The following is a 22,127-nucleotide window of genomic DNA, read 5'->3' as shown; positions in this document are numbered from 1 at the left end:
ACAGCCCCTCAACGCCCACCGCTCCGGCACCATCAAGGGCCTCGCCGCCGAGGTCGGCGCGTCGCTCACCTCCGGCGCCACCATCTGCGAGATCAAGGACTGACGTCCCGTCCGTCCGTAGAAGGGCCCCCGGCAGCCGCCGGGGGCCCTTCGGCTGTGCCGTCCTATGCTGCTCCTGCCAGACGATGCCGACGGACCGGGGGGACGTTGTATGGAGATCCGGCTCAGGGTGGAGGACCACAAACCCACGTTGATGCCCACCGCCCTTTCACTGCGCTCCTGGCTCAGGCGGAACGGCTGGGAGACCGGGCTGGTGCACGGCACGAACACGGTGACCGTGCTGCTCCCCGAGGAGGGTGACGCGGCGCGGCTCGCCCGGTCGGTCGTCGAGTGGCGTGACGGGCACACCTCCGGCACACCGGACGTCGTCCCCGAGACCGCCGACGGCACGCCTGTGCCGGGGGAACTCGTTCGGATCCTGGCCGAGGTGACCTCGAGGCAGGACGGCGGCACGATCACGGTGCTCGAGCCGGACGATTACGAGGCCGTCCCCACGGTCCCCGACCCCGCCACGCGGATCGCCGGGGACTGGCACGTCGGCCCGCCCGGGCCGGTCCTCGACCCGGACGACGACTGGGACCGGGACTGAGCCGTGGGAGACATCGCCAAAGGCGTCCTCGGCGGCGGCTGGTCGCTCGTCGCGGGCTGGGTGCTGCCCGCCGCGATCAACCTCGCCGTCTTCTTCACCGCCGTCGCACCGAGCCTGCGGGGGACGGCGCTCATGCAGCGGCTGTGGCCGGCGTCCTCCGCCCACACGATGCTGCTGCTCCTTGTCGCCTCCGTCCTGCTCGGGCTCGTCCTCAACGCCCTCCAGGCCCCCCTCTACCGGCTGCTGGAGGGCTATCTGCTGTGGCCGCGCCGCGCGTACGACCGCGGCTGCCGCATCCAGCGCGCCCGCAGGGAGCGGATCGCCGCCCGCATCGAACAGACCGGCGCCGGGACACCGATCCAGGCCGCCCTGCTGCACGAACGCCTCGCCCGCTACCCCGCCGCGGACGAACAGATCGCCCCCACCCGGCTCGGCAACGCCATCCGCCGCTTCGAGGAGTACGGGTACGACCGCTACCGGCTCGACACCCAGGTCCTGTGGAACGAGCTCACCGGCACCGCCCCCAAAGAGATGGCCCGCCAGGTCGACACCGCGCGCAGCAGCGCCGACTTCTTCGTGGCGCTCCTGTACGGGCACGGCGTCACCGCCGCCGCGGCGCTGGCGGCGCTCGCCTCCCGCGAGCCGGACGAACCGCTGCTCCTCGTCACCGCGGCCGCGCTGCTCCTGCTGATCCCGGTCTGGTACCGGGCCGCGGTGGCCGCCACGGACGAGTGGGCGGCCGCGGTACGGGCGCTGGTGAACACCGGTCGCAAGCCGCTGGCGGACGCGCTGGGGCTCGTACTGCCGCAGGACCTGGGCAAGGAGCGCGAGATGTGGCTGCTCGTGACGCGGATGTCCCGGCGGCCGTACCGGCCCGCGGCGGACGCGGCCTTCGCGCCGCACCGGGCGGAGCCGGCGCCGCCCGGGTGCTGCCAACCGCAGCCGCCCGCCCGGTGACGTCCGGCATCCTTGTCCACGTGACCGACTTGAGGCCCAAACGCGCCGACGCGCGCCGCAACTACGAACGGCTGCTGACCGAGGCGCGGGCCGCGTTCGCGGAGCGCGGCACCGACGCGTCGCTCGAGGAGATCGCCCGCCGCTCGGGCGTGGGCATCGGCACGCTGTACCGCCACTTCCCGACCCGCCACGCCATGATGAACGCGGTGTTCCAGGAGGCGCTGGCCGACCTGTTGAGACGATCCCACGAGCTGGCGGACGCGCCGGAGCCGTGCGCGGCGCTGGTGGAGTGGCTGCGTTCCCTCATCACTCACGCGGGTGAATACCGCGGGCTGGCCCGGGCGCTGATGTCCGCGTCCCACGACGAGAACTCGGCCCTGTCGGCATGCAGCGTCCCGCTGCGCGACGCCGGCGAACGCCTCCTGGGGCGGGCGCAGGCGTCCGGCGCGGTCCGTGCGGACGTGTCGATCGGCGACCTGATGCAGCTGACGAACGCGATCGCCCTCGCGGCGGAGCAGGACCCGACGGACCCGGAGCTGGCGGACCGCCTGCTGACGCTGACGCTACGGGGGCTCCGGGCGTAGCCCGGCCCGCCCCGGTCCCGGGCCCGGTCCGTTGTGCCGCGCGTCCGGGCGTGGCCCGGCCGTGTGCTTGCGTCCGGGTGCCGCGCGTCCAGGCGTAGCCCGGCGGGGCCGGATTACGTGCCCGGACCTGGTCCGGTCCGGGGTTGCTTGCGTCCGGGTGCCGCTCCGGGGGCATGTCCGGGACTGCTTTCCCGTACCTGCCCCGCCCTGTCCAACGACGCCTTACGTCCCGAACACACCCCCTGCGCTTCCCCCTCCCCCGGGGCGGCCCTTTCGGTACTGCCGGTGGGCCGGTGCGGGTCGGGAGCGGTCCCCCACGCCTGGCGGCGTGGAGAGGTACGCCTTCCCGCGGCCGCGGTCTCAGCGGCGGCGGAGGTCGGCGACGCGGGCCGGGCGGTCCGGGAGCGGTTCGGGGGTGAGGGCGCCCGGCGCGGTGCGGAGGCCCGTACGGGTGCGCCGCTGGCCCGGCAGCGGCACTTCGGGCCGTGGCGCGGCCGCGCCCGCACCGGCGACCGCGATCTGCACGCCCTGGTCCGCCAGCGCCTGCAGCTCGGTCGCCGCCCGTTCGTCGTGCGCCGGCGGCTCGTCCGTCACCAGGCGGGTGATCACGTCGGTCGGCACGGTCTGGAACATCGTGTCCGTGCCGAGCTTGGTGTGGTCCGCGAGGACCACGACCTCCGCCGCCGCCTGCACCAGCGCCCGGTCCACGCTCGCGGAGAGCATGTTGGACGTGGACAGGCCGCGCTCGGCCGTGAGCCCGCTCCCGGAGAGGAACGCACGGGAGACCCGCAGTCCCTGGAGGGACTGCTCGGCGCCGCTTCCGACGAGCGCGTAGTTGGAGCCGCGCAACGTCCCGCCCGTCATGACGACTTCGACCCGGTTGGCGTGCGCGAGCGCCTGGGCGACCAGCAGGGAGTTGGTGACCACGGTGAGGCCGGGGACGCGGGCGAGCCGGCGGGCCAGCTCCTGCGTCGTCGTCCCGGCGCCGACCACGATGGCCTCGCCCTCTTCTACGAGGGCCGCCGCGAGGTCGGCGATGGCCGTCTTCTCGGCGATCGCGGACAGGGATTTCTGCGGGAAGCCGGATTCGCGGGTGAAACCGCCCGGCAGTACCGCACCGCCGTGCCGGCGGTCGAGGAGTCCTTCTGCCTCCAGTGCCCGCACGTCACGCCGTACGGTCACTTCTGAGGTCTGGACGACGCGGGCGAGCTCACGGAGCGACACGGCCCCGTTGGCGCGCACCATTTCGAGGATCAATTGGCGACGTTCTGCAGCGAACACGAAACTGACAGTAACCCCACCGCCCGTCAGTTTTCAGCTCTATGCGCCGGATAGCGGAAATTGCGCACTTAAGAGGCCGCCAAGTGGTATAGGCGGCCTCTTAGTTGATCGGCTCCCGGGCGGAGTGCCCTGGGTTCGCCGGGTTTTACCCCTCGTCCGCCGTCTTCCGGGTGTGCAACTGGCGTGCCACCTCGGCGATCGAGCCCGACAGGGACGGATAGACCGTGAACGCCTTCGCGATCTGCTCGACCGTCAGGTTGTTGTCGACCGCGATCGAGATGGGATGGATCAGTTCCGACGCACGGGGCGAGACGACCACGCCGCCGACGACGATCCCCGTGCCCGGCCGGCAGAAGATCTTGACGAAGCCGTCCCTGATGCCCTGCATCTTGGCGCGCGGGTTGCGCAGCAGCGGCAGCTTGACGGCGCGGGCGTCGATCTTGCCGGCGTCGACGTCGGCCTGGCTGTAGCCGACCGTCGCGATCTCGGGGTCGGTGAAGACGTTGGACGACACGGTCTTCAGGTTGAGCGGGGTGACCGCGTCGCCGAGGAAGTGGTAGACCGCGATACGGCCCTGCATCGCCGCGACGGACGCGAGGGCGAAGATGCCGGTGACGTCACCGGCGGCGTACACGCCGGGCGCCGACGTACGGGACACCCGGTCGGTCCAGATGTGGCCGGAGTCCTTGAGCCGGACGCCCGCCTCCTCCAGGCCCATGCCCGCGGTGTTCGGGATGGCGCCGACGGCCATCAGGCAGTGCGTGCCGGAGATGACGCGGCCGTCGGAGAGCGTGACCTCCACCCGGTCGCCGACGCGCTTGGCGGACTCGGCGCGGGAGCGGGCCATGACGTTCATGCCGCGGCGGCGGAAGACGTCCTCGAGGACGGCGGCCGCGTCCGGGTCCTCGCCGGGCAGCACGCGGTCGCGGGAGGAGACGAGGGTGACCCGGGAGCCGAGCGCCTGGTAGGCGCCCGCGAACTCGGCGCCGGTGACGCCGGAGCCGACCACGATGAGCTCCTCGGGGAGCTCGTCCAGGTCGTACACCTGCGTCCAGTTGAGAATGCGCTCGCCGTCGGGCTTGGCGTCGGGGATCTCCCGCGGGTGGCCGCCGGTCGCGATCAGCACGGCGTCCGCGACGAGCGTCTCCTCCGTGCCGTCGGCCGCGCGGACGATCACCTTGCGGGAGCCGTCCGTCGCCTGCTGCCCGTCGAGCCGGCCGCGGCCGCGCATGACGCGGGCGCCGGCCCGGGTGACGGAGGCGGTGATGTCGTGGGACTGCGCGAGCGCGAGGCGCTTCACACGGCGGTTGACCTTGCCCAGGTCGACGCCGACGACGCGGGCCGCCTGCTCGATGTGCGGGGTGTCGTCGGCCACGATGATGCCGAGCTCCTCATAGGAGGAGTCGAAGGTCGTCATGACCTCGGCAGTGGCGATCAGGGTCTTCGACGGTACGCAGTCGGTCAGCACCGATGCCCCGCCCAGGCCGTCGCAGTCGACGACGGTCACCTCCGCGCCGAGCTGAGCGGCCACGAGGGCCGCCTCGTACCCGCCGGGTCCGCCGCCGATGATCACGATCCGGGTCACGAAAAAGTCCGCCTCGCAGTGTCGATCCCGGCCTGCCTGCCCGCTCTGCCGGGGTTCCGGGGATGCCCCCGGTGGCATGCAGTACGTACTTCATTGTCCCGCATCGTTCAGGCGTTCTCCCCCCGGGGCCTCCGTACGGCCCCGACCACCACCGTTGGCATGTTCAGCCCCCTCCGTAGGCTGCCGCGCCACGCGGAACGGGCGGTCCTCCGCCACCCTCCCGTACCCTCGACCCCATGTCGCTCTACGCCGCGTACGCCGGCAACCTCGACGCGCGGCTGATGTCCCGCCGCGCCCCGCACTCACCGCTGCGCGGCACCGGCTGGCTCAACGGCTGGCGGCTGACATTCGGCGGCGAAACGATGGGCTGGGAGGGCGCGCTGGCCACGATCGTGGAGGCGCCGCGCTCGCAGGTCTTCGTCGCGCTGTACGACATCGCGCCCATGGACGAGGACTCGATGGACCGCTGGGAAGGCGTCGGCCTCGACATATACCGGCGGATGCGGGTCCGGGTCGCCACGCTGGACGGCGAGGAGGCGGCCTGGATGTACGTGCTGAACGCCTACGAGGGCGGCCTGCCCTCCGCGCGCTACCTCGGCGAACTCGCGGACGCCGCGGAGTCGGCGGGGGCGCCGCACGACTATGTGATGGAGCTGCGCAAGCGGCCCTGCTGAGGTGCGGCCGCCGGCTGTGTGTGGCCGGTAATCGTCTCTTCGTGGGAAACAACAAGACAACGATCCGAAGACCGTCGGCTGCGTCATCTACGCGCGTAGGAAGTGACGGGTTACCCTCATCCGCGTGAACGCATCTGTGAATCCGGACCTCGTCGGCGCACTCGCCGACCCACACGCCGCGGCCGACGCCGCCGCCGCACGCCTGCGCGAGCTGACGGGCACCGCGACCCACGACGTCGCACTGGTGATGGGCTCCGGCTGGGCTCCGGCCGTCGACGCGCTCGGCGTCCCGGAGGCCGAGTTCCCCGTCACCGAACTGCCCGGCTTCCCGCCGCCCGCGGTCGAGGGCCACGGCGGCAAGATCCGCTCGTACCGCATCGGCCAGAAGCGCGCGCTCGTCTTCCTGGGCCGTACGCACTTCTACGAGGGCCGCGGCGTCGCCGCCGTCTCCCACGGCGTGCGCACCGCGGTCGCCGCGGGCTGCAAGACGGTGATCCTGACCAACGGCTGCGGCGGTCTGCGCGAGGGCATGCGCCCGGGTCAGCCGGTGCTGATCAGCGACCACATCAACCTGACGGCGGCGTCCCCGATCATCGGCGCGAACTTCGTCGACCTGACGGACCTCTACTCGCCGCGCCTGCGCGCCCTGTGCAAGGAGGTGGACGCCACGCTCGAGGAGGGCGTGTACGTCCAGTTCCCCGGCCCGCACTACGAGACCCCGGCCGAGATCAACATGGTCCGCGTGCTCGGCGGCGACCTGGTCGGCATGTCCACGGTCCTCGAGGCGATCGCGGCACGCGAGGCGGGCGCGGAGGTCCTCGGCATCTCCCTGGTCACCAACCTGGCGGCGGGCCTGTCGGGCGAGCCCCTGAACCACGAGGAAGTCCTCCAGGCGGGCCGCGACTCGGCGGCCCGGATGGGAGCGCTGCTGACGCGCGTCCTGGACCGCATCTGACACTGCGGCGCGCCGGGCACGTCTTCCGGGCCCACCCCGGGTGCGGACGGCCCGGGCTCCGCGCGGTGGCCTCGAACTCCCCCTACGGCCTGGCGGCCGTGGGAGGTGCCCCCAGGCCGGGCCGGAAATGCCGCTGCGCGGCAACCAGCCCTGGTCGGGCACATCCAGCCCCGCTGGGGGCACTCCCCCTACGCCTGACGGCGTGGGAGGAACCCCCACCCACGGCCGCCAGGCCGTAGGGGAGTCTGAGGCGGGAGACCCAGCCCCGCCGGCGTTTGAGGCGCGGGGCTCGGGGCGGAGCCCCGACGAGACCGGCAAGCTCCCAGCCCTGCGGCCGTTTGGGCGCGGGGGCGTGCGGCCGGGCAACTCAAGCCCCGCTGGGGGGCACCTCCCACGGCCGCCAGGCCGTGGGGGAGATTCAGGCGCGGGGGCCCCGGGCGCAGCGCCCCCGGACACGCCCGCCGCAGGCGCGACCCCCACGCCCACCCACCACGCACACTCGACGTAGCAGAGACGAGAGGCGGACCAACCGTGCACCAGGACCTCATCGCTCGGGCCAAGGCATGGCTCGCGGAGGACCCCGACAGTGAGACCCGGGACGAGCTCGGCGGGCTCATCGACGCGCAGGATCTCGACGCGCTGGCCGACCGGTTCAGCGGCACGCTGCAGTTCGGCACCGCCGGGCTGCGCGGCGAGCTGGGGGCCGGGCCGATGCGGATGAACCGGGCCGTCGTGATCCGCGCCGCCGCCGGGCTCGCGGCCTATCTGAAGGCGCGGGGCCAGGAGGGCGGGCTGGTCGTCGTCGGGTACGACGCCCGCTACCGGTCCGCGGACTTCGCCCGCGACACCGCCGCCGTCATGGTCGCCGCCGGTCTGCGCGCCGCCGTGCTGCCGCGCCCGCTGCCCACGCCGGTGCTCGCCTTCGCCATAAGGCAGCTGGGCGCCGTCGCCGGTGTCGAGGTGACCGCGAGCCACAACCCGCCGCGCGACAACGGCTACAAGGTGTACCTGGGCGACGGCTCGCAGATCGTGCCGCCCGCCGACACGGAGATCGCCGCCGAGATCGACGCGATCCGCAGCCTCGACGACGTACCGCGCGCCGAGGACGGCTGGGAGACCCTCGGGGACGAGGTCGTCGACGCATATCTGGCCCGTACGGACGCCGTGCTGACCGCCGGCTCGCCCCGTACCGCCCGCATCGTGTACACCGCGATGCACGGCGTCGGCAAGGACGTCCTGACGGCCGCGTTCCACCGGGCGGGCTTCCCCGCGCCGGCGCTGGTCGCGGAACAGGCCGACCCGGACCCCGCGTTCCCGACGGTGGCGTTCCCGAACCCGGAGGAGCCGGGGGCGATGGACCTGGCGTTCGAGGCGGCCCGTGCCGTCGTGCCGGACGTGGTGATCGCCAATGATCCGGACGCCGACCGCTGCGCCGTCGCCGTCCCCGACGAGACGGCCGACGCGGGCTGGCGGATGCTCCGCGGCGACGAGGTCGGCGCGCTGCTGGCGGAGCACCTGGTCCACAAGGGCGCGACCGGGGTCTTCGCCGAGTCGATCGTCTCCTCGTCCCTCCTCGGCCGGATCGCCGCGGCCGCTGGCGTCGGCCACGAGGAGACGCTCACCGGCTTCAAGTGGATCGCCCGCGTCGAGGGCCTGCGCTACGGCTACGAGGAGGCGCTCGGCTACTGCGTCGACCCCGAGGGCGTCCGCGACAAGGACGGCATCACGGCCGCGCTGCTCGTCGCGGAGCTGGTCTCCGAGCTGAAGGAGCGGGGCCGTACGCTCGACGACCTGCTCGACGACCTCGCCGTCGAGCACGGGCTGCACGCGACCGACCAGCTCTCCGTACGGGTCGAGGACCTGGGCGTCATCGCGAACGCGATGCGCGCCCTGCGCGAGCAGCCGCCGACGGAGCTGGCGGGGCTACGGGTGGCCGGCGCGGAGGACCTGGCGCAGGGCACGGACAGGCTGCCGCCGACCGACGGTCTGCGGTACTACCTCGAGGGCGAGTTCAAGGCCCGTGTGATCGTGCGTCCGAGCGGTACGGAGCCGAAGCTGAAGTGCTATCTGGAGGTCGTGGTGCCGGTCGCCGACGCGAGCGGTCTGCGCCCGGCGCGCGAACGCGCGGCGGCGGTGCTGGCCCGCATCAAGGAGGACCTGGCCGCGGCGGCGGGCATCTGACGCGTCCGGGCCGGGTTCCGGCCCGGCCCGGCCGTCAGCCGGTGGCGAGCAGGGTCGCCAGCAGGACCGCTCCGGCCGCCGCCGGGGCCATGATCTCGTAGGCCCAGCGGATCTGCGGCTCACCCTGCGCCTCGGGCGCGCGCGACCGGCGTTCGGCCAGTTCCCGCAGGTCGGCGATGGTCTGGTCGGCGGACGCCGGGGATCCGGCGTCGTGGATGCCGGCGTGCGCGGAGGTCCGGCCGCGCGGGGCGCCGGGGGCCGGCCGCCCCTGTCTGCGCGCGGCGGCCTTGCGCTTGCGCAGCGAGACGGGGATGGCCCAGAGCTGGTACTTCGCACCGCCGTGCGTGAAGATCTCGCTCGAGTACGAGGCCCGGACGTCGGTCACCGCGCCCCAGGGCAGGACGATACTGCGGAACGGGTTCCTGATCCGGATGCGGTCCTCGCCGACGAACACCGCGGGCCGGAAGCTGAACGCGACGACGACCGGGACCGCCAGCAGTGCGCCGGCGAGGGCGAGCCACGGGGTGCGGCCCTCGCCGCGTGCGAGGGCGTCGAAGACCATCCAGCCGATGAACACGAGCAGCAGCCCGCCGCCCGCCATTCCGGCGGACGAGCGGAAGACCCGGTCGCTGTCGGTCGAGGGCGCTGGCTCCTGGGGGCTCGTCATGGTTCCGATTCTGCCGCACGCGGCTCGGGCGGACGCCACGGGCCGGTGCCGGGAGAGGCCACGGCTCGGCGCGGTGGACGCCACGCATCACACCTCACCCCCTGTACAGGTCGCTACGCGCGTAGATATGCTCATCTGGTGACCATGCCCACCACCGCACCCGCGTTCCCCGACGTGACCGCGTCCGACAGCACTCTGCGCCGCTTCCTGCACGGGCTGCCCGGCGTCGACGCCGTCGGTCTGGAGGCTCGCGCGGCGTCCCTCGGTACGCGTTCCATCAAGACAACGGCCAAGGCGTACGCCATCGATCTGGCCATCTCCATGATCGACCTGACGACGCTCGAAGGCGCGGACACCCCGGGCAAGGTCCGGGCGCTCGCCGCCAAGGCCGTCAACCCCGACCCCACCGACCGCAGCACCCCGACGACCGCCGCGGTCTGCGTCTACCCCGACATGGTGGCGACCGCAAAGGAGGCCCTGAAGGGCTCCGCCGTCAAGGTCGCCTCCGTGGCCACCGCCTTCCCGGCCGGGCGCGCCGCCCTCCCGGTGAAGATCGCGGACGTCCGTGACGCGGTCGCCGCCGGGGCGGACGAGATCGACATGGTGATCGACCGCGGCGCCTTCCTGGCCGGCGACTACATGAAGGTGTACGAGGAGATCCGCGCCGTGCGGGAGGCCTCCGGCAGCGCCCGGCTCAAGGTCATCTTCGAGACCGGCGAGCTCTCCACGTACGACAACATCCGCCGTGCCTCGTGGCTCGGCATGATCGCCGGCGCGGACTTCATCAAGACGTCGACCGGCAAGGTGGCGGTGAACGCGACCCCGGCGAACACCCTGCTGATGCTTCAGGCCGTCCGGGACTTCCGGGAGCAGACTGGGGTACAGGTGGGCGTGAAGCCCGCCGGCGGCATCCGTACCGCCAAGGACGCGATCAAGTTCCTGGTCCTGGTGAACGAGACCGCGGGCGAGGACTGGCTGGACAGCCACTGGTTCCGCTTCGGCGCGTCGAGCCTGCTCAACGACCTGCTGATGCAGCGGCAGAAGTTGGCGACCGGCCGCTACTCCGGCCCTGACTACGTGACGGTGGACTGATCATCATGGCTTCCGTATTCGCATACGCACCCGCACCCGAATCGCGGTCGATCGTCGACATCGCCCCGTCGTACGGGCTGTTCATCGACGGCGAGTTCACCGACGCCGCCGACGGCAAGGTCTTCAAGACCGTCTCGCCGTCCAGCGAGGAGGTCCTCTCCGAGGTCGCCCGCGCCGGCGCGGAGGACGTGGACCGCGCGGTGAAGGCCGCCCGCAAGGCGTTCGGCAAGTGGTCGGCGCTGCCCGGCCGGGAGCGCGCCAAGTACCTGTTCCGTATCGCCCGGATCATCCAGGAGCGCAGCCGTGAGCTGGCCGTCCTGGAGACCCTGGACAACGGCAAGCCGATCAAGGAGACCCGCGACGCGGACCTCCCGCTGGTCGCCGCGCACTTCTTCTACTACGCGGGCTGGGCCGACAAGCTCGACCACGCCGGCTACGGCGCGGACCCGCGCCCGCTGGGCGTCGCCGGCCAGATCATCCCGTGGAACTTCCCGCTGCTGATGCTCGCGTGGAAGATCGCCCCGGCACTGGCCACCGGCAACACGGTGGTCCTGAAGCCCGCCGAGACGACGCCGCTGTCCGCCCTGTTCTTCGCGGACATCTGCCGCCAGGCCGGCCTGCCGAACGGCGTGGTCAACATCCTCCCCGGCTACGGGGACACCGGCGCCGCGCTCGTCGCCCACCCCGATGTGGACAAGGTCGCCTTCACCGGCTCGACCGCGGTCGGCAAGGCCATCGCGCGCGAGATCGCCGGCACGCGCAAGAAGGTCACCCTGGAACTGGGCGGCAAGGGCGCCAACATCGTCTTCGACGACGCCCCCCTCGACCAGGCAGTCGAGGGCATCGTCAACGGCATCTTCTTCAATCAGGGCCAGGTCTGCTGCGCGGGCTCGCGCCTGCTGGTCCAGGAGTCGATCCAGGACGAGCTGCTCGACGCGCTCAAGCGCCGGCTGTCCACGCTGCGCCTCGGCGACCCGATGGACAAGAACACCGACATCGGCGCGATCAACTCCCCGGAGCAGCTCTCCCGGATCACCACGCTCGTCGAGGCCGGCGAGGCGGAGGGCGCGGAGCGCTGGTCCCCGGCGTGCGAGCTGCCGGCCTCCGGCTACTGGTTCGCGCCGACGCTGTTCACGAACGTCACCCAGGCGCACCGGATCGCCCGCGACGAGATCTTCGGCCCGGTGCTGTCCGTGCTGACGTTCCGCACCCCGGACGAGGCGGTCGCCAAGGCGAACAACAGCCAGTACGGCCTGTCCGCCGGCATCTGGACGGAGAAGGGCTCCCGCATCCTCGCGGTGGCGAACAAGCTCCGCGCCGGTGTGGTGTGGGCCAACACGTTCAACAAGTTCGACCCGACCTCGCCGTTCGGCGGCTACAAGGAGTCGGGATTCGGCCGCGAGGGCGGCCGTCACGGTCTGGAGGCGTACCTCGCCCCGTCGAGCCCGGAGGGCGAGCACTGATGAGCACTGTTGACGGGCGACTCAGCGTCTTCAAGACCTACAAGCTGTACGTCGGGGGCAAGTTCCCCCGCTCCGAGAGCGGCCGGGTGTACGAGGTGACCGACGCAAAGGGCAAGTGGCTGGCCAACGTGCCGCTCTCCTCCCGCAAGGACGCGCGTGACGCGGTCGTCGCCGCGCGCAAGGCGTTCGGCGGCTGGTCGGGCGCGACCGCGTACAACCGCGGCCAGGTCCTCTACCGCATCGCGGAGATGCTGGAGGGCCGCAAGGACCAGTTCGTCCGCGAGGTCGCGCAGTCCGAGGGCCTGTCGAAGTCGAAGGCGGCGGACGTCGTCGACGCGGCGATCGACCGCTGGGTCTGGTACGCGGGCTGGACGGACAAGATCGCCCAGATCGCGGGCGGGGCGAACCCGGTCGCGGGCCCGTTCTTCAATCTGTCCACCCCGGAGCCGACGGGCGTGGTGACGGTCGTCGCGCCGCAGAAGTCGTCGTTCCTCGGGCTCGTCTCGGTCGTCGCCCCGGTCGTCGCGACCGGTAACACGGCCGTGGTGATCGCCTCGGAGAGGGCCCCGCTGCCGGCCCTGTCGCTGGGCGAGGTGCTCGCCACCTCCGACCTGCCCGGCGGTGTGGTCAACATCCTCTCGGGGCGTACGGCGGAGATCGCGGCGCCGCTGGCCGCGCACCAGGACGTCAACGGCATCGACCTCACCGGCGCCGACGAGGTGCTGGCGAAGGAGCTGGAGGTCGCCGCCGCGGACAACCTCAAGCGCGTCCTTCGTCCACAGGCTGTGGATTTCTCGGCCGACCCCGGCACGCACCGTCTGACGGCGTTCCTGGAGACCAAGACGGTCTGGCACCCGACCGGTTCGCTCGGCGCGTCCGGGTCGGCGTACTGACGTCCACTGCGTACTGACGCCCACGGGCCGAAGCCCCTGCCTCTCCGTCCGGAGGCAGGGGCTTCTTCCTGGCTTCTTCGTTGCTTCTTCCCCGGGGTCGGCTACGGCAGCAGTCCGCCGACGACCGGACCGGCGACCGGCAGGTCCTCGAGCGCCTGGCCCTTGGTGATGTTGTCCGTCGCGAAGGCGGTGCTGACCGGCTTGAAGTCGGCGACCTGGGTGCCCACCGCGTTGTCGAGCGGGTCCACGCCGGTGTTGGCCAGCGGGTGGAGCTGGAGGCTCTTGAGCTCGCTCACCCCGCTCACCGAGTTGGTGAGCAGCCCCGTCGCGGCCCCCAGCGGCCCGCCCGCGACCGCGTCCGCCCCGGCGGCGGGGGCGGCGTGCGCCGCCGCTCCGCCCGCGCCGAGCGCGGCGCCCGCCGCCACGACGGTGAGTCCCGCGCGCAGCAGTGCGCGCCGCTGGTTCCTGGAAGCTGCGTGACGAGCCATGTTTTCCTGACCAATCGTGTGATCGTACGCGTACGTGAAGTAGCCGGGACTGTGACGCTCGTACCAACCGGGGGCCCGAGGGGTTCCGGGGGGCCGTTCATGCGTCACACTTGTCTCCCGTGAGTTCCCAACCCATCCCGACCCGCGTCGTGCTGCTCGCGGGCCCCTCCGGTTCCGGTAAGTCCTCTCTCGCCGCCCGCACCGGCCTGCCGGTCCTGCGCCTGGACGACTTCTACAAAGAGGGCAACGATCCGACGCTTCCCCTGGTGACGGGCAGCACGGACATCGACTGGGACTCGTCGTCCTCCTGGGACGCGGACGCCGCGGTCGAGGCGATAGCGGAACTGTGCCGCAGCGGCCGGACCACCGTGCCGGTGTACGACATCTCCACCAGCTCCCGGACCGGGACGGAGACGCTCGACATCGACCGCACCCCGCTGTTCGTCGCGGAGGGCATCTTCGCGGCCGACATCGTGCGCCGCTGCGAGGAACTGGGCGTCCTGGCCGACGCGCTGTGCCTGCGCGGCCGGCCGTCCACGACGTTCCGCCGCCGGCTGGCGCGCGATCTGCGCGAGGGCCGCAAGTCGGTGCCGTTCCTGCTGCGCCGCGGCTGGCGGCTGATGCGCGCGGAGCGCGGCATCGTCGCCCGCCAGGCCGCGCTGGGCGCGCACCCCTGCGGCAAGGCCGAGGCCCTCGGCCGCCTCGCGGCCGCGGCAGCGGGCCGCTGCCGCACACCCGCCGCGGCGTAGCCCGCCGGGGGCTCCCCGGGGCCACCTCGCCGTCACCGGCGACCGGAGGCATGAACCGGCAGGGCGGCCCCGCCGGTTCACGCTTCCGGCGCGGTCGGGGCCCGGTCCCGGCCCGTCTCCGCAAACCCCGCGCGTACCCGCCCGTAGACACAGGAGCGGGGCCGGACAGAACCCCCCGGTCTGTCCGGCCCCGCTCCGTCCCCCCGTGGATCCCCGTGTCCCCCGTGGATCCCTTCCGCCGTCTCCCCCGAAACGGCGGCCCCCGTGTTTCCCCCGTTGCCTTCAGGCCACCAGCTCGCCGAAGGACTCTTCCTCGTCACGGCCGAAGCTGAGGACCTCGTCCTCGCGGAGCCGGCGGAGCGACCGCCAGATGCTCGACTTCACCGTGCCGACACTGATGTCCAGGATGTCCGCGATCTCCGGGTCGGTGCGGCCCTCGTAGTAGCGGAGGACCAGCATCGTGCGCTGGAGTTCGGGGAGCCTGGCGAGCGCCTGCCACAGGACCGCGCGCAGCTCGGTGCCCCGCATGGCGTCGGTATCGCCGACCGTCTCCGGCAGCTCCTCCGTGGGGTACTCGTTGAGCTTGCGCCGGCGCCAGGCGCTGATGTGCAGATTCGTCATCGTGCGGCGCAGGTAGCCGCCGACCGCCGCCTTGTCGCTGATCCGGTCCCAGGCCCGGTACGTGGAGAAGAGCGCGCTCTGCAGCAGGTCCTCCGCCTCGTAGCGGTCACCGGTCAGGTGGTAGGCCGTCGCGTACAGGGAGGCGCGGCGTTCCCGCACGTAGGCCGTGAACTCGGCCTCCGAGCAGGACGTCCGCTCCCCCGTGATCTCCCCGTACGCGGCGCCGCTTCCCCCCGTGGGTGCGTCAACCACCGCCATGTAGGACTTGCGTACCTGCTCCACGGACGACGGCCTGTGCTGACGCCCGGCGCCGCGAACGCACCCCCGCCCGTTCACGGCGCCGGACTTCTCGGTGCTCCGCACGACGGCGACGTCGTGGAGACGTGTCACAACTGCGCTTGAGGTGGTGCTGTGCAGTGCGTTCATCCCGCGCCCCCCGTCGAGTGGAGTCTGTTTCGTTCGGTGTGCTGAGAACTCTGCCGGGGCTGTTTCATGGCGGTGTCCGCCGACTGTCACAGGCGCGTCACAAGCAAAGGAGTCGGGTGCGTTGCCGTCCTGAGACCCCGGGGAGTCGAACTGGGGCTCCCCATGGGCCAGAATGACCCCCGTGCCTTTCCTGTTGCTGATCGAGGACGACGACGCCATCCGCACGGCCCTCGAACTCTCGCTGTCACGCCAGGGCCACCGAGTGGCCACCGCGGCGACGGGAGAGGACGGCCTGAAACTGCTGCGTGAGCAGCGGCCCGACCTGATCGTGCTGGACGTGATGCTGCCCGGGATCGACGGTTTCGAGGTGTGCCGCCGGATCAGGCGCACCGACCAGCTGCCGATCATCCTGCTGACCGCCCGCAGCGACGACATCGACGTCGTGGTGGGTCTGGAGTCCGGCGCCGACGACTATGTCGTCAAACCGGTCCAGGGACGGGTGCTGGACGCCCGTATCCGTGCCGTGCTGCGGCGCGGCGAGCGGGAGTCGACCGATTCGGCGACGTTCGGCTCCCTGGTGATCGACCGTTCCGCGATGACGGTCACCAAGAACGGCGAGGATCTGCAGCTCACGCCGACCGAGCTGCGTCTCCTGCTGGAACTGAGCCGCCGGCCGGGGCAGGCGCTGTCGCGCCAGCAACTGCTGCGGCTGGTGTGGGAGCACGACTACCTCGGTGACTCCCGTCTGGTGGACGCGTGCGTGCAGCGGCTGCGGGCGAAGGTGGAGGACGTGCCGTCCTCGCCGACCCTGATCCGCACGGTGCGCGGCGTGGGCTACCGGCTGGACGTCCCGCAGTGAGAGAACCGCACGTCCAGGGCGGGACCGTCCGGTGAGCCGTGACACCGACGAGGCCGGTGGGCCGCGCCGCGGCATTCTCGCCGGGATCCGCGTGACCAGTCTGCGGCTGCGCCTGGTGGTGGTCTTCGGGCTCGTCGCGCTCACGGCGGCCGTGTCCGCGTCCGGCATCGCGTACTGGCTCAACCGGGAGGCGGTGCTGACCCGTACCCAGGACGCGGCGCTCGACGACTTCCGGCAGGACATGCAGAGCCACGCCGCCGCGCTGCCGCTGCGGCCCACGCCGGACGATCTGCAGCGGACGGCCGAGCGGATGGCGGACGGCGACAAGGGCTACAGCGTGCTGCTGGTCGGCGAACGGGCCGAGGGCAAGCCGATCGTCGGCGTCTCCGACCAGGACGCCTTCACCATGGAGGACGTGCCGCAGTCGCTGCGGGACGCGGTCGACGACCGGCAGCAGATCGCGGCGGGGAACACGGTGCCGTACCACCTGTTCTGGCAGCGGACCGAGCGCGGCGGCACGCCGTATCTGGTGGGCGGCACGCGGATCATCGGCGGTGGGCCGACCGGTTACATGTTCAAGTCGCTCGACCAGGAGCGCCAGGACCTCAACTCGCTCGCCTGGTCGCTGGGGATCGCCACGCTGCTCGCCCTGATCGGCTCCGCGCTGCTCGCGCAGGCCGCGGCGACGACCGTGCTGCGGCCGGTGCACCGGCTGGGCGAGGCGGCCAGGCAGCTCGGCGAGGGCAAGCTCGACACCCGGCTGCGGGTCTCCGGCACGGACGAACTGGCCGAGCTGTCGCGGACGTTCAACAAGACGGCCGCGGCGCTGGAGAAGAAGGTCGCCGACATGAGCGCCCGCGACGAGTCGAGCCGGCGCTTCGTCGCCGACATGTCGCACGAGCTGCGTACGCCGCTGACCGCGCTGACCGCCGTCACCGAGGTGCTGGAGGACGAGGCGGACAGCCTCGACCCGATGATCGCCCCGGCCGTCAACCTGGTGGTCAGCGAGACCCGGCGGCTGTACGACCTGGTGGAGAACCTGATGGAGGTGACCCGTTTCGACGCGGGCACCGCGCGGCTCGTGCTGGACACGGTGGACGTCGCCGACCAGGTCACCGCCTGCATCGACGCCCGTGCCTGGCTGGACGCGGTGGAGCTGGACGCGGAGCGCGGCATCATGGCGCGGCTCGACCCGCGCCGGCTCGACGTGATCCTGGCCAATCTGATCGGCAACGCGCTCAAGCACGGCGGCTCCCCGGTCCGGGTGTCCGTGCGGCCGGCCGACCACGAGCTGGTGATCGAGGTACGGGACCACGGCCCGGGCATTCCGGAAGAGGTCCTGCCGCACGTGTTCGACCGGTTCTACAAGGCCAGCGCGTCCCGGCCGCGTTCCGAGGGCAGCGGTCTCGGGCTGTCGATCGCCATGGAGAACGCGCACATCCACGGCGGCGACATCACCGCGGCGAACTCCCCCGACGGTGACGGCGCGGTGTTCGTGCTGCGGCTGCCGCGCGACGTCTCGTCGCTGCCCGGCGGCGCGGACGGCACGGGGACGGACGAGAGCGACGAGCGGGGAGAGGAAGACGCGCTGTGACAGCGGTGGGGACGGGGGCCGTCATAGGCAGCGCGCGTGCCGCGTACGGGACCGGCGCCGCGCTCCGGCGCCGCCGCGGCGGGCGCGGTCCGGCGGCGGCCGCCGCCCTGGTGGCCCTGGTGCTGGCCCTCGGCGGGTGCGGGATCAGGACCACCCAGGTGCCGGTGGACGCGGGGGCGGCGCCCTCGCGGGTCCCGTGCGAGGTGTCCGGCGCGAGCATCAGCCCGCAGGCGCAGGAGCAGGGTGTGCCGGTCCGTGTGTACCTGATGTGCGCCACTCAGCTGGTGCCCGTCGACCGTACGGCCCGGATCGTCGGGAGCGGGGCCGCCGAGAGCCCGGCCGAGTTCGCGCGGGCTGTCCTGGACGAGCTGCTGGAGGAGCCCTCACGGCCGGAGCAGGAGGCGGGCTTCGCGACGCACGTCCGCGGGCCGCTGCGGGTGGACGGCGCCAGGGCCGGTGACCCGGCGGGGACCCTGCGGCTGAGCCGCCAGCCTGAGGATCTGCCGACGCCGGCGCTGGCCCAGATCGTGTGCACCCTGGCGGAGAGCCGGGCCGCCGGGGAGGGCGGCGCCGTGGTGCTCGGCGGGCCGGGGGACTACGCGCCGCGCGCGTACGCCTGCTCGGCGCTCACCAAGGAGCGGCCGGAGGGCGCGGTGCCCACGCTGAGCGCACTGCCCTCACCGGCCCCGGCGGCCTCGTAGCGGCACTCGCCCACCGCGCCGGAGATCACGCCGGAATCCGTACCGGAACCCTGCGGAACCGTTTCGCGGCGTGTGTGCGTCTAGGGGTGCGTGCAGCGTCAAGGTTCGGGCGGCAGTGCCGCCATCAGCTTCCGCGCGGCGGGGGTCGCCCTCCTCCTCGTCCATCTGCTGCTCGTGTCCTGGCTGACGCTGCGGCCACTCGACGTCATGTGGGTGACGGCGGCGAATCTGGAACCGTTCGCCGGGATCAGGGGCGCTCTCGAGCTGGGGCCCGTGGAGGCCGTCCGGCGGATCGGCGGCGGGCTGCTGCTGCTGGCGCCTCTCGGGATCCTGCTGCCCATGGTGAGCGGCCGGCTCGCGGTGTCCCCGTGGGCGTCGCTGAGCCGCACGGTGGCCGCGGGCGCGCTGATGTCGCTCGGGATCGAGCTGCTGCAGACCGGCGTGCCCGGCCAGGTCGTCGACGTCGACTCGCTGATGCTGAACACGGCGGGCGTCGCGCTCGCCCACCTCGCCGTCGTGCCCGCGGGCCGGGCCCGGCTGCGCCGCAGGCTGCTGCGCACCCGCTCGGGGACGGCGCCGCGCAGCCGTGAGCGCGAGGTACGACGCGGCGTGGTGCTCCGTGAGGAGGGCGCTCAGGGCTCGACCCCGACGATTCCCAGGGTCGGGATCGCCCCGTAGAGCGACGCTTCGTCACCTTCGCGACGTCACCATGGATACATCGGGAGCACACGGAGAGGCTCCCGGGAAACCACTCGTGAAGGAGCCCACCATGGCCGCAATTGCCCGCCCCCGTGACGGCCGCATGATCGGCGGCGTGTGCGCAGCGCTGGCCAGGCGTTTCGGTATGTCGGCCACCACGATGCGCGTGATCTTCGTGGCCTCGTGTCTGCTGCCGGGCCCGCAGTTCCTGCTCTACCTGGCGCTGTGGATACTGCTGCCGGCGGAGAAGACGGCCACCGAGGCCTGGTGACCCGCCGCCCCGGGACGGTCAGCGGGCGAGCCGGCCCGCGAGTTTCGCGAGCTGTTCGCCGACGACCTCCTCGGGCACCCGCGGCGGCTTGCGGCCCGCAAGGTCGAACGCCGTGAAGCGGGCCACGGTCGCGCCCGAGCGGGCGACGACCACATGTACGGGCGAGACGGCCACCTCGTCGGAGGAGACCGCGGTCCAGCTGACGCTCTCGTCGGCGCCGCGGGCCCTGAACGGCACCGCCTTCACCTGGCGGTAGGTGGCGCCGCGGCCGTCCAGTGTCGCCACGAAGCCGGCGCCGCACGCGGCGACCGCCGCTTCGAGACCCTTGATCAGTGCCTTGGCGTCCGCCTCCCGGTACGAACTGAGTGACGCCGAGACGGCGAGGCCGAGGCTGTCGAGCGAGCCGAGGCCCCGGCCGACGGTGTGACGGGCCCGCGGGTCGGGTTCTTCTCCCATGGCGTCGGCCAGCGGCTGGCACGCGGCCCTGTCGGCGCGGGGCTGCCCCGCCGGCGCCAGCGCGCTCTGCCCGGCGGAGACCTGGAAGCCCGGCAGATCGCCGGTCGCCAGGGCCGCCCGCTCCAGTTCGGGCGCGGTGAGCGGTACGGACGCGTCGCCGCCCGGGCGGTCGTCGCCGCTCTTGGCCGCTCCGGCGCCGGTGGCCGGGGCCGTTCCCGCCGGTGCGGCGCCGGCCGGGCCGGGGCGGTCGTGTCCCGTACAGGCGGCCGTGGCCAGCAGCAGTGCGCAGAGGGCACCGAGTGCACGAAGTCCGGTGGTCGTGGCTCGCATGGCGGCGATCCTGGCACAAGCGCCGCGGGGCGCACACCCTGCCCGGGTGTGCGCCCCGCGTACGCCGCCCTGCGGCGGTGTCGTCGAGCTCGTCCGGCTCAGAGACCGGGCACCAGGCCGCTGACCGGGAGGCCGCCCAGCGCGCCGAGGGGGGAGCCGCCGCCGAGCACCGGGAGGCCGCCGAGCAGACCGGCGACCGGGTCGGTCGCGCCGGCCGGGGCGACCTCGCCGACGGCGCCCTGTGCGGTGGCGGGGAGGGTGGAGGCGGGGAGGGTGGAGGCGCTGTCGGTGATCGCGCCCTGACCACCGGTCAGCGTCTCGGCGGCGCCTGCCGGGAGCTTTCCGGTGATCTCGTTGAGCGGCAGCGTGTGGGAGACGTTGCCCAGCGCTTGGGTCGGGGCGGGCACCGTGGAGGCCGCGGAGGCGCTCCCCGCGGCGGCGGCGGCGAAGGCGGCGCCGAGAGCGGCGACACCCAGGGTCTTGGCAGCAGACTGCTTCATCAGGAACGAATCCTTGGGGACGGGAACATGAGCGGCTCTGCAAGCTAGCCAGCTTCGCACAGCCGCCGCAAACACCGCGAAACGGCCGGACATTGACGGCTCCGGCCGTTTCGGGTAGGCGGCGTACGGGTGACGCCGGCGCTCAATTTCCGGTGGTGGCGGTCTGCTTGAAAAGCCACTCGGACTTGAGCTCGGCGTAACCGGGCTTGATCACGTCGTTGATCATCGCCAGTCGTTCATCGAAAGGGATGAACGCGGACTTCATCGCATTGACGGTGAACCACTGCATGTCGTCGAGCGTGTATCCGAACGCCTCGGTCAGCAGCTCGAATTCATGGCTCATGCTGGTGCCGCTCATCAGCCGGTTGTCGGTGTTGACCGTGGTCCTGAAGTGCAGCTTCCGCAGCAGCCCGATCGGGTGCTGCGCGATCGAGTCCGCGGCCCCCGTCTGCAGGTTGGACGTCGGGCACATCTCCAGCGGGATGCGCTTGTCCCGCACGTACGACGCGAGGCGGCCCAGCGTCACGGAGCCGTCGTCGGCGACCTCAATGTCGTCGATGATCCGCACGCCGTGGCCGAGGCGGTCGGCGCCGCACCACTGGAGGGCCTGCCAGATCGACGGCAGGCCGAACGCTTCGCCCGCGTGGATGGTGAAGTGGTTGTTCTCGCGCTTGAGGTACTCGAAGGCGTCGAGGTGCCGGGTGGGCGGGAAGCCGGCCTCCGCGCCGGCGATGTCGAAGCCGACGACGCCCTTGTCGCGGTAGGCGTTGGCGAGCTCTGCGATCTCCAGGGCGCGGGCGGCGTGCCGCATCGCGGTCAGCAGGGCGCCGACCCTGATCCGGTGGCCGTCCGCCCTGGCCAGGCGCTCTCCCTCGCGGAAGCCGTCGTTGACCGCCTCGACGACCTCTTCGAGGCTGAGCCCCGCTTCGAGGTGCTGCTCGGGGGCGTAGCGGACCTCCGCGTAGACGACGCCGTCCTCCGCCAGGTCCTGCGCGCACTCGGCGGCCACCCGGAAGAGCGCGTCACGGCTCTGCATGACGGCGCAGGTGTGGGCGAAGGTCTCCAGGTAGCGCTCCAGCGAGCCGGAGTCGGCGGCTTCCCGGAACCAGATGCCGAGCTTGTCGGGCTCGGTCTCCGGCAGTGCCTCGTAGCCCGCGTCACGGGCGAGGTCGATAATCGTGCCGGGCCGCAGACCACCGTCGAGGTGGTCGTGGAGCAGCACCTTCGGGGCGCGGCGGATCTGGTCCGCGGTGGGCGAATTGAGGGTCTGGCTCGTCATCTGCGCACTCTAGCGCCTACGCGCGTAGAGCGCGCCCCCTCGGACCGCCTGTCGATACGTAACAGTGACCGTGCGTACGAGTGGCGTACACCTCGCCTTCTGAGACTGTTCTGCCATGGGACACCACGCACTGCCCCGGTGGTGGGGGCGTCCGGCCGCCGCTGGCGCAGCCG

General features: G+C 72.5%; 23 protein-coding genes. 15 read left to right on the top strand and 8 right to left on the bottom strand.

What is annotated here, in order from left to right:
* Positions 1-253 precede the first annotated feature (253 nt).
* Genes ACWD01_RS29425 through ACWD01_RS29415 form a run of 3 tightly spaced genes read left to right on the top strand, consistent with a single transcriptional unit; the run spans position 254 to position 2,190 of the window.
* A complete protein-coding gene (locus ACWD01_RS29425) occupies positions 254-649 on the top strand; it encodes a hypothetical protein (RefSeq protein ID WP_451165911.1) in 396 nt (131 codons plus the stop codon).
* A gap of 3 nt (positions 650-652) precedes the next feature.
* On the top strand, positions 653-1,606 hold the full coding sequence (locus tag ACWD01_RS29420) for a hypothetical protein (protein WP_451165910.1): 954 nt from the start codon (positions 653-655) through the stop codon (positions 1,604-1,606).
* 20 nt (positions 1,607-1,626) lie between these two features.
* A complete protein-coding gene (locus ACWD01_RS29415) occupies positions 1,627-2,190 on the top strand; it encodes a TetR/AcrR family transcriptional regulator (RefSeq protein ID WP_451165908.1) in 564 nt (187 codons plus the stop codon).
* Positions 2,191-2,550: 360 nt separating this feature from the next.
* Here the strand turns inward: ACWD01_RS29415 and ACWD01_RS29410 are convergent, their stop codons facing one another.
* Both ACWD01_RS29410 and ACWD01_RS29405 read right to left on the bottom strand, forming a co-directional pair.
* Positions 2,551-3,435, bottom strand: a complete 885-nt coding sequence (locus tag ACWD01_RS29410; RefSeq protein WP_451165925.1) for a DeoR/GlpR family DNA-binding transcription regulator — start codon at positions 3,433-3,435, stop codon at positions 2,551-2,553.
* A gap of 181 nt (positions 3,436-3,616) precedes the next feature.
* Complete coding sequence (locus tag ACWD01_RS29405) at positions 3,617-5,056, bottom strand: NAD(P)H-quinone dehydrogenase (protein WP_451165906.1); 1,440 nt, start codon at positions 5,054-5,056, stop codon at positions 3,617-3,619.
* A 236-nt stretch (positions 5,057-5,292) separates the two neighbouring features.
* Here ACWD01_RS29405 and ACWD01_RS29400 point away from each other — a divergent pair, with 236 nt between their 5' ends.
* From ACWD01_RS29400 to ACWD01_RS29390, 3 genes are all read left to right on the top strand, one after another.
* Positions 5,293-5,730, top strand: coding sequence for a gamma-glutamylcyclotransferase (locus tag ACWD01_RS29400; RefSeq protein ID WP_451165904.1), 438 nt, complete (start codon positions 5,293-5,295; stop codon positions 5,728-5,730).
* A 124-nt stretch (positions 5,731-5,854) separates the two neighbouring features.
* On the top strand, positions 5,855-6,685 hold the full coding sequence (locus ACWD01_RS29395) for a purine-nucleoside phosphorylase (protein ID WP_451165902.1): 831 nt from the start codon (positions 5,855-5,857) through the stop codon (positions 6,683-6,685).
* 531 nt (positions 6,686-7,216) lie between these two features.
* The gene (locus ACWD01_RS29390) at positions 7,217-8,866 is read left to right on the top strand and encodes a phospho-sugar mutase (RefSeq protein WP_451165901.1); all 1,650 of its coding nucleotides are present in this window, start codon (positions 7,217-7,219) and stop codon (positions 8,864-8,866) included.
* A 34-nt stretch (positions 8,867-8,900) separates the two neighbouring features.
* On the opposite strand, the gene ACWD01_RS29385 is transcribed toward ACWD01_RS29390, so the two are convergent.
* Positions 8,901-9,533, bottom strand: coding sequence for a PH domain-containing protein (locus ACWD01_RS29385; protein ID WP_451165899.1), 633 nt, complete (start codon positions 9,531-9,533; stop codon positions 8,901-8,903).
* Positions 9,534-9,671: 138 nt separating this feature from the next.
* Between ACWD01_RS29385 and deoC the strand changes: the two genes are divergently transcribed.
* From deoC to ACWD01_RS29370, 3 genes are read left to right on the top strand one after another with little or no spacing between them, the layout of a single operon-like run.
* Positions 9,672-10,625, top strand: a complete 954-nt coding sequence (gene deoC / locus ACWD01_RS29380) for a deoxyribose-phosphate aldolase (RefSeq protein WP_451165898.1) — start codon at positions 9,672-9,674, stop codon at positions 10,623-10,625.
* A gap of 5 nt (positions 10,626-10,630) precedes the next feature.
* Entirely contained in the window at positions 10,631-12,088 is a 1,458-nt protein-coding gene (locus ACWD01_RS29375) for an aldehyde dehydrogenase family protein (protein WP_451165896.1), read from the top strand.
* Entirely contained in the window at positions 12,088-12,981 is an 894-nt protein-coding gene (locus tag ACWD01_RS29370) for an aldehyde dehydrogenase family protein (RefSeq protein ID WP_451165895.1), read from the top strand. Before ACWD01_RS29375 ends, ACWD01_RS29370 begins: the two co-directional genes overlap by 1 nt.
* A gap of 101 nt (positions 12,982-13,082) precedes the next feature.
* Here ACWD01_RS29370 and ACWD01_RS29365 read toward each other — a convergent pair whose 3' ends face one another.
* Positions 13,083-13,469 carry a hypothetical protein gene (locus ACWD01_RS29365; protein WP_451165893.1) on the bottom strand — a complete coding sequence of 129 codons (387 nt, stop codon included), beginning with the start codon at positions 13,467-13,469 and terminating at the stop codon, positions 13,083-13,085.
* A gap of 119 nt (positions 13,470-13,588) precedes the next feature.
* On the opposite strand from ACWD01_RS29365, the gene ACWD01_RS29360 reads away from it, so the two are divergent.
* Complete coding sequence (locus tag ACWD01_RS29360; RefSeq protein ID WP_451165891.1) at positions 13,589-14,218, top strand: uridine kinase family protein; 630 nt, start codon at positions 13,589-13,591, stop codon at positions 14,216-14,218.
* A gap of 282 nt (positions 14,219-14,500) precedes the next feature.
* On the opposite strand, the gene ACWD01_RS29355 is transcribed toward ACWD01_RS29360, so the two are convergent.
* Positions 14,501-15,265, bottom strand: a complete 765-nt coding sequence (locus tag ACWD01_RS29355) for a SigE family RNA polymerase sigma factor (RefSeq protein ID WP_451165890.1) — start codon at positions 15,263-15,265, stop codon at positions 14,501-14,503.
* A 181-nt stretch (positions 15,266-15,446) separates the two neighbouring features.
* Between ACWD01_RS29355 and afsQ1 the strand changes: the two genes are divergently transcribed.
* The 5 genes from afsQ1 to ACWD01_RS29330 all read left to right on the top strand — a co-directional run bounded on the left by afsQ1 (position 15,447) and on the right by ACWD01_RS29330 (position 19,389).
* On the top strand, positions 15,447-16,124 hold the full coding sequence (afsQ1, locus tag ACWD01_RS29350) for a two-component system response regulator AfsQ1 (RefSeq protein WP_175257369.1): 678 nt from the start codon (positions 15,447-15,449) through the stop codon (positions 16,122-16,124).
* A 31-nt stretch (positions 16,125-16,155) separates the two neighbouring features.
* Entirely contained in the window at positions 16,156-17,718 is a 1,563-nt protein-coding gene (locus ACWD01_RS29345) for an ATP-binding protein (RefSeq protein ID WP_451165888.1), read from the top strand.
* The gene (locus ACWD01_RS29340) at positions 17,715-18,419 is read left to right on the top strand and encodes a hypothetical protein (protein ID WP_451165886.1); all 705 of its coding nucleotides are present in this window, start codon (positions 17,715-17,717) and stop codon (positions 18,417-18,419) included. Before ACWD01_RS29345 ends, ACWD01_RS29340 begins: the two co-directional genes overlap by 4 nt.
* Before the next feature lie 90 nt (positions 18,420-18,509).
* On the top strand, positions 18,510-19,097 hold the full coding sequence (locus tag ACWD01_RS29335; protein ID WP_451165885.1) for a VanZ family protein: 588 nt from the start codon (positions 18,510-18,512) through the stop codon (positions 19,095-19,097).
* A 91-nt stretch (positions 19,098-19,188) separates the two neighbouring features.
* Complete coding sequence (locus ACWD01_RS29330) at positions 19,189-19,389, top strand: PspC domain-containing protein (protein ID WP_451165884.1); 201 nt, start codon at positions 19,189-19,191, stop codon at positions 19,387-19,389.
* A gap of 18 nt (positions 19,390-19,407) precedes the next feature.
* Here the strand turns inward: ACWD01_RS29330 and ACWD01_RS29325 are convergent, their stop codons facing one another.
* The 3 genes from ACWD01_RS29325 to ACWD01_RS29315 form a co-directional block, all read right to left on the bottom strand.
* Positions 19,408-20,175 (bottom strand): hypothetical protein, encoded by a 768-nt coding sequence (locus tag ACWD01_RS29325; RefSeq protein WP_451165882.1) that lies wholly within the window; start codon positions 20,173-20,175, stop codon positions 19,408-19,410.
* A gap of 98 nt (positions 20,176-20,273) precedes the next feature.
* A complete protein-coding gene (locus ACWD01_RS29320; protein WP_451165881.1) occupies positions 20,274-20,675 on the bottom strand; it encodes an ATP-binding protein in 402 nt (133 codons plus the stop codon).
* A gap of 142 nt (positions 20,676-20,817) precedes the next feature.
* The gene (locus tag ACWD01_RS29315) at positions 20,818-21,954 is read right to left on the bottom strand and encodes an adenosine deaminase (RefSeq protein WP_451165880.1); all 1,137 of its coding nucleotides are present in this window, start codon (positions 21,952-21,954) and stop codon (positions 20,818-20,820) included.
* Between the last annotated feature and the right edge of the window lie 173 nt (positions 21,955-22,127).

The organism is Streptomyces sp. NPDC002835 (assembly GCF_053591995.1).
This window is presented reverse-complemented; position numbering and strand designations above follow the sequence as displayed.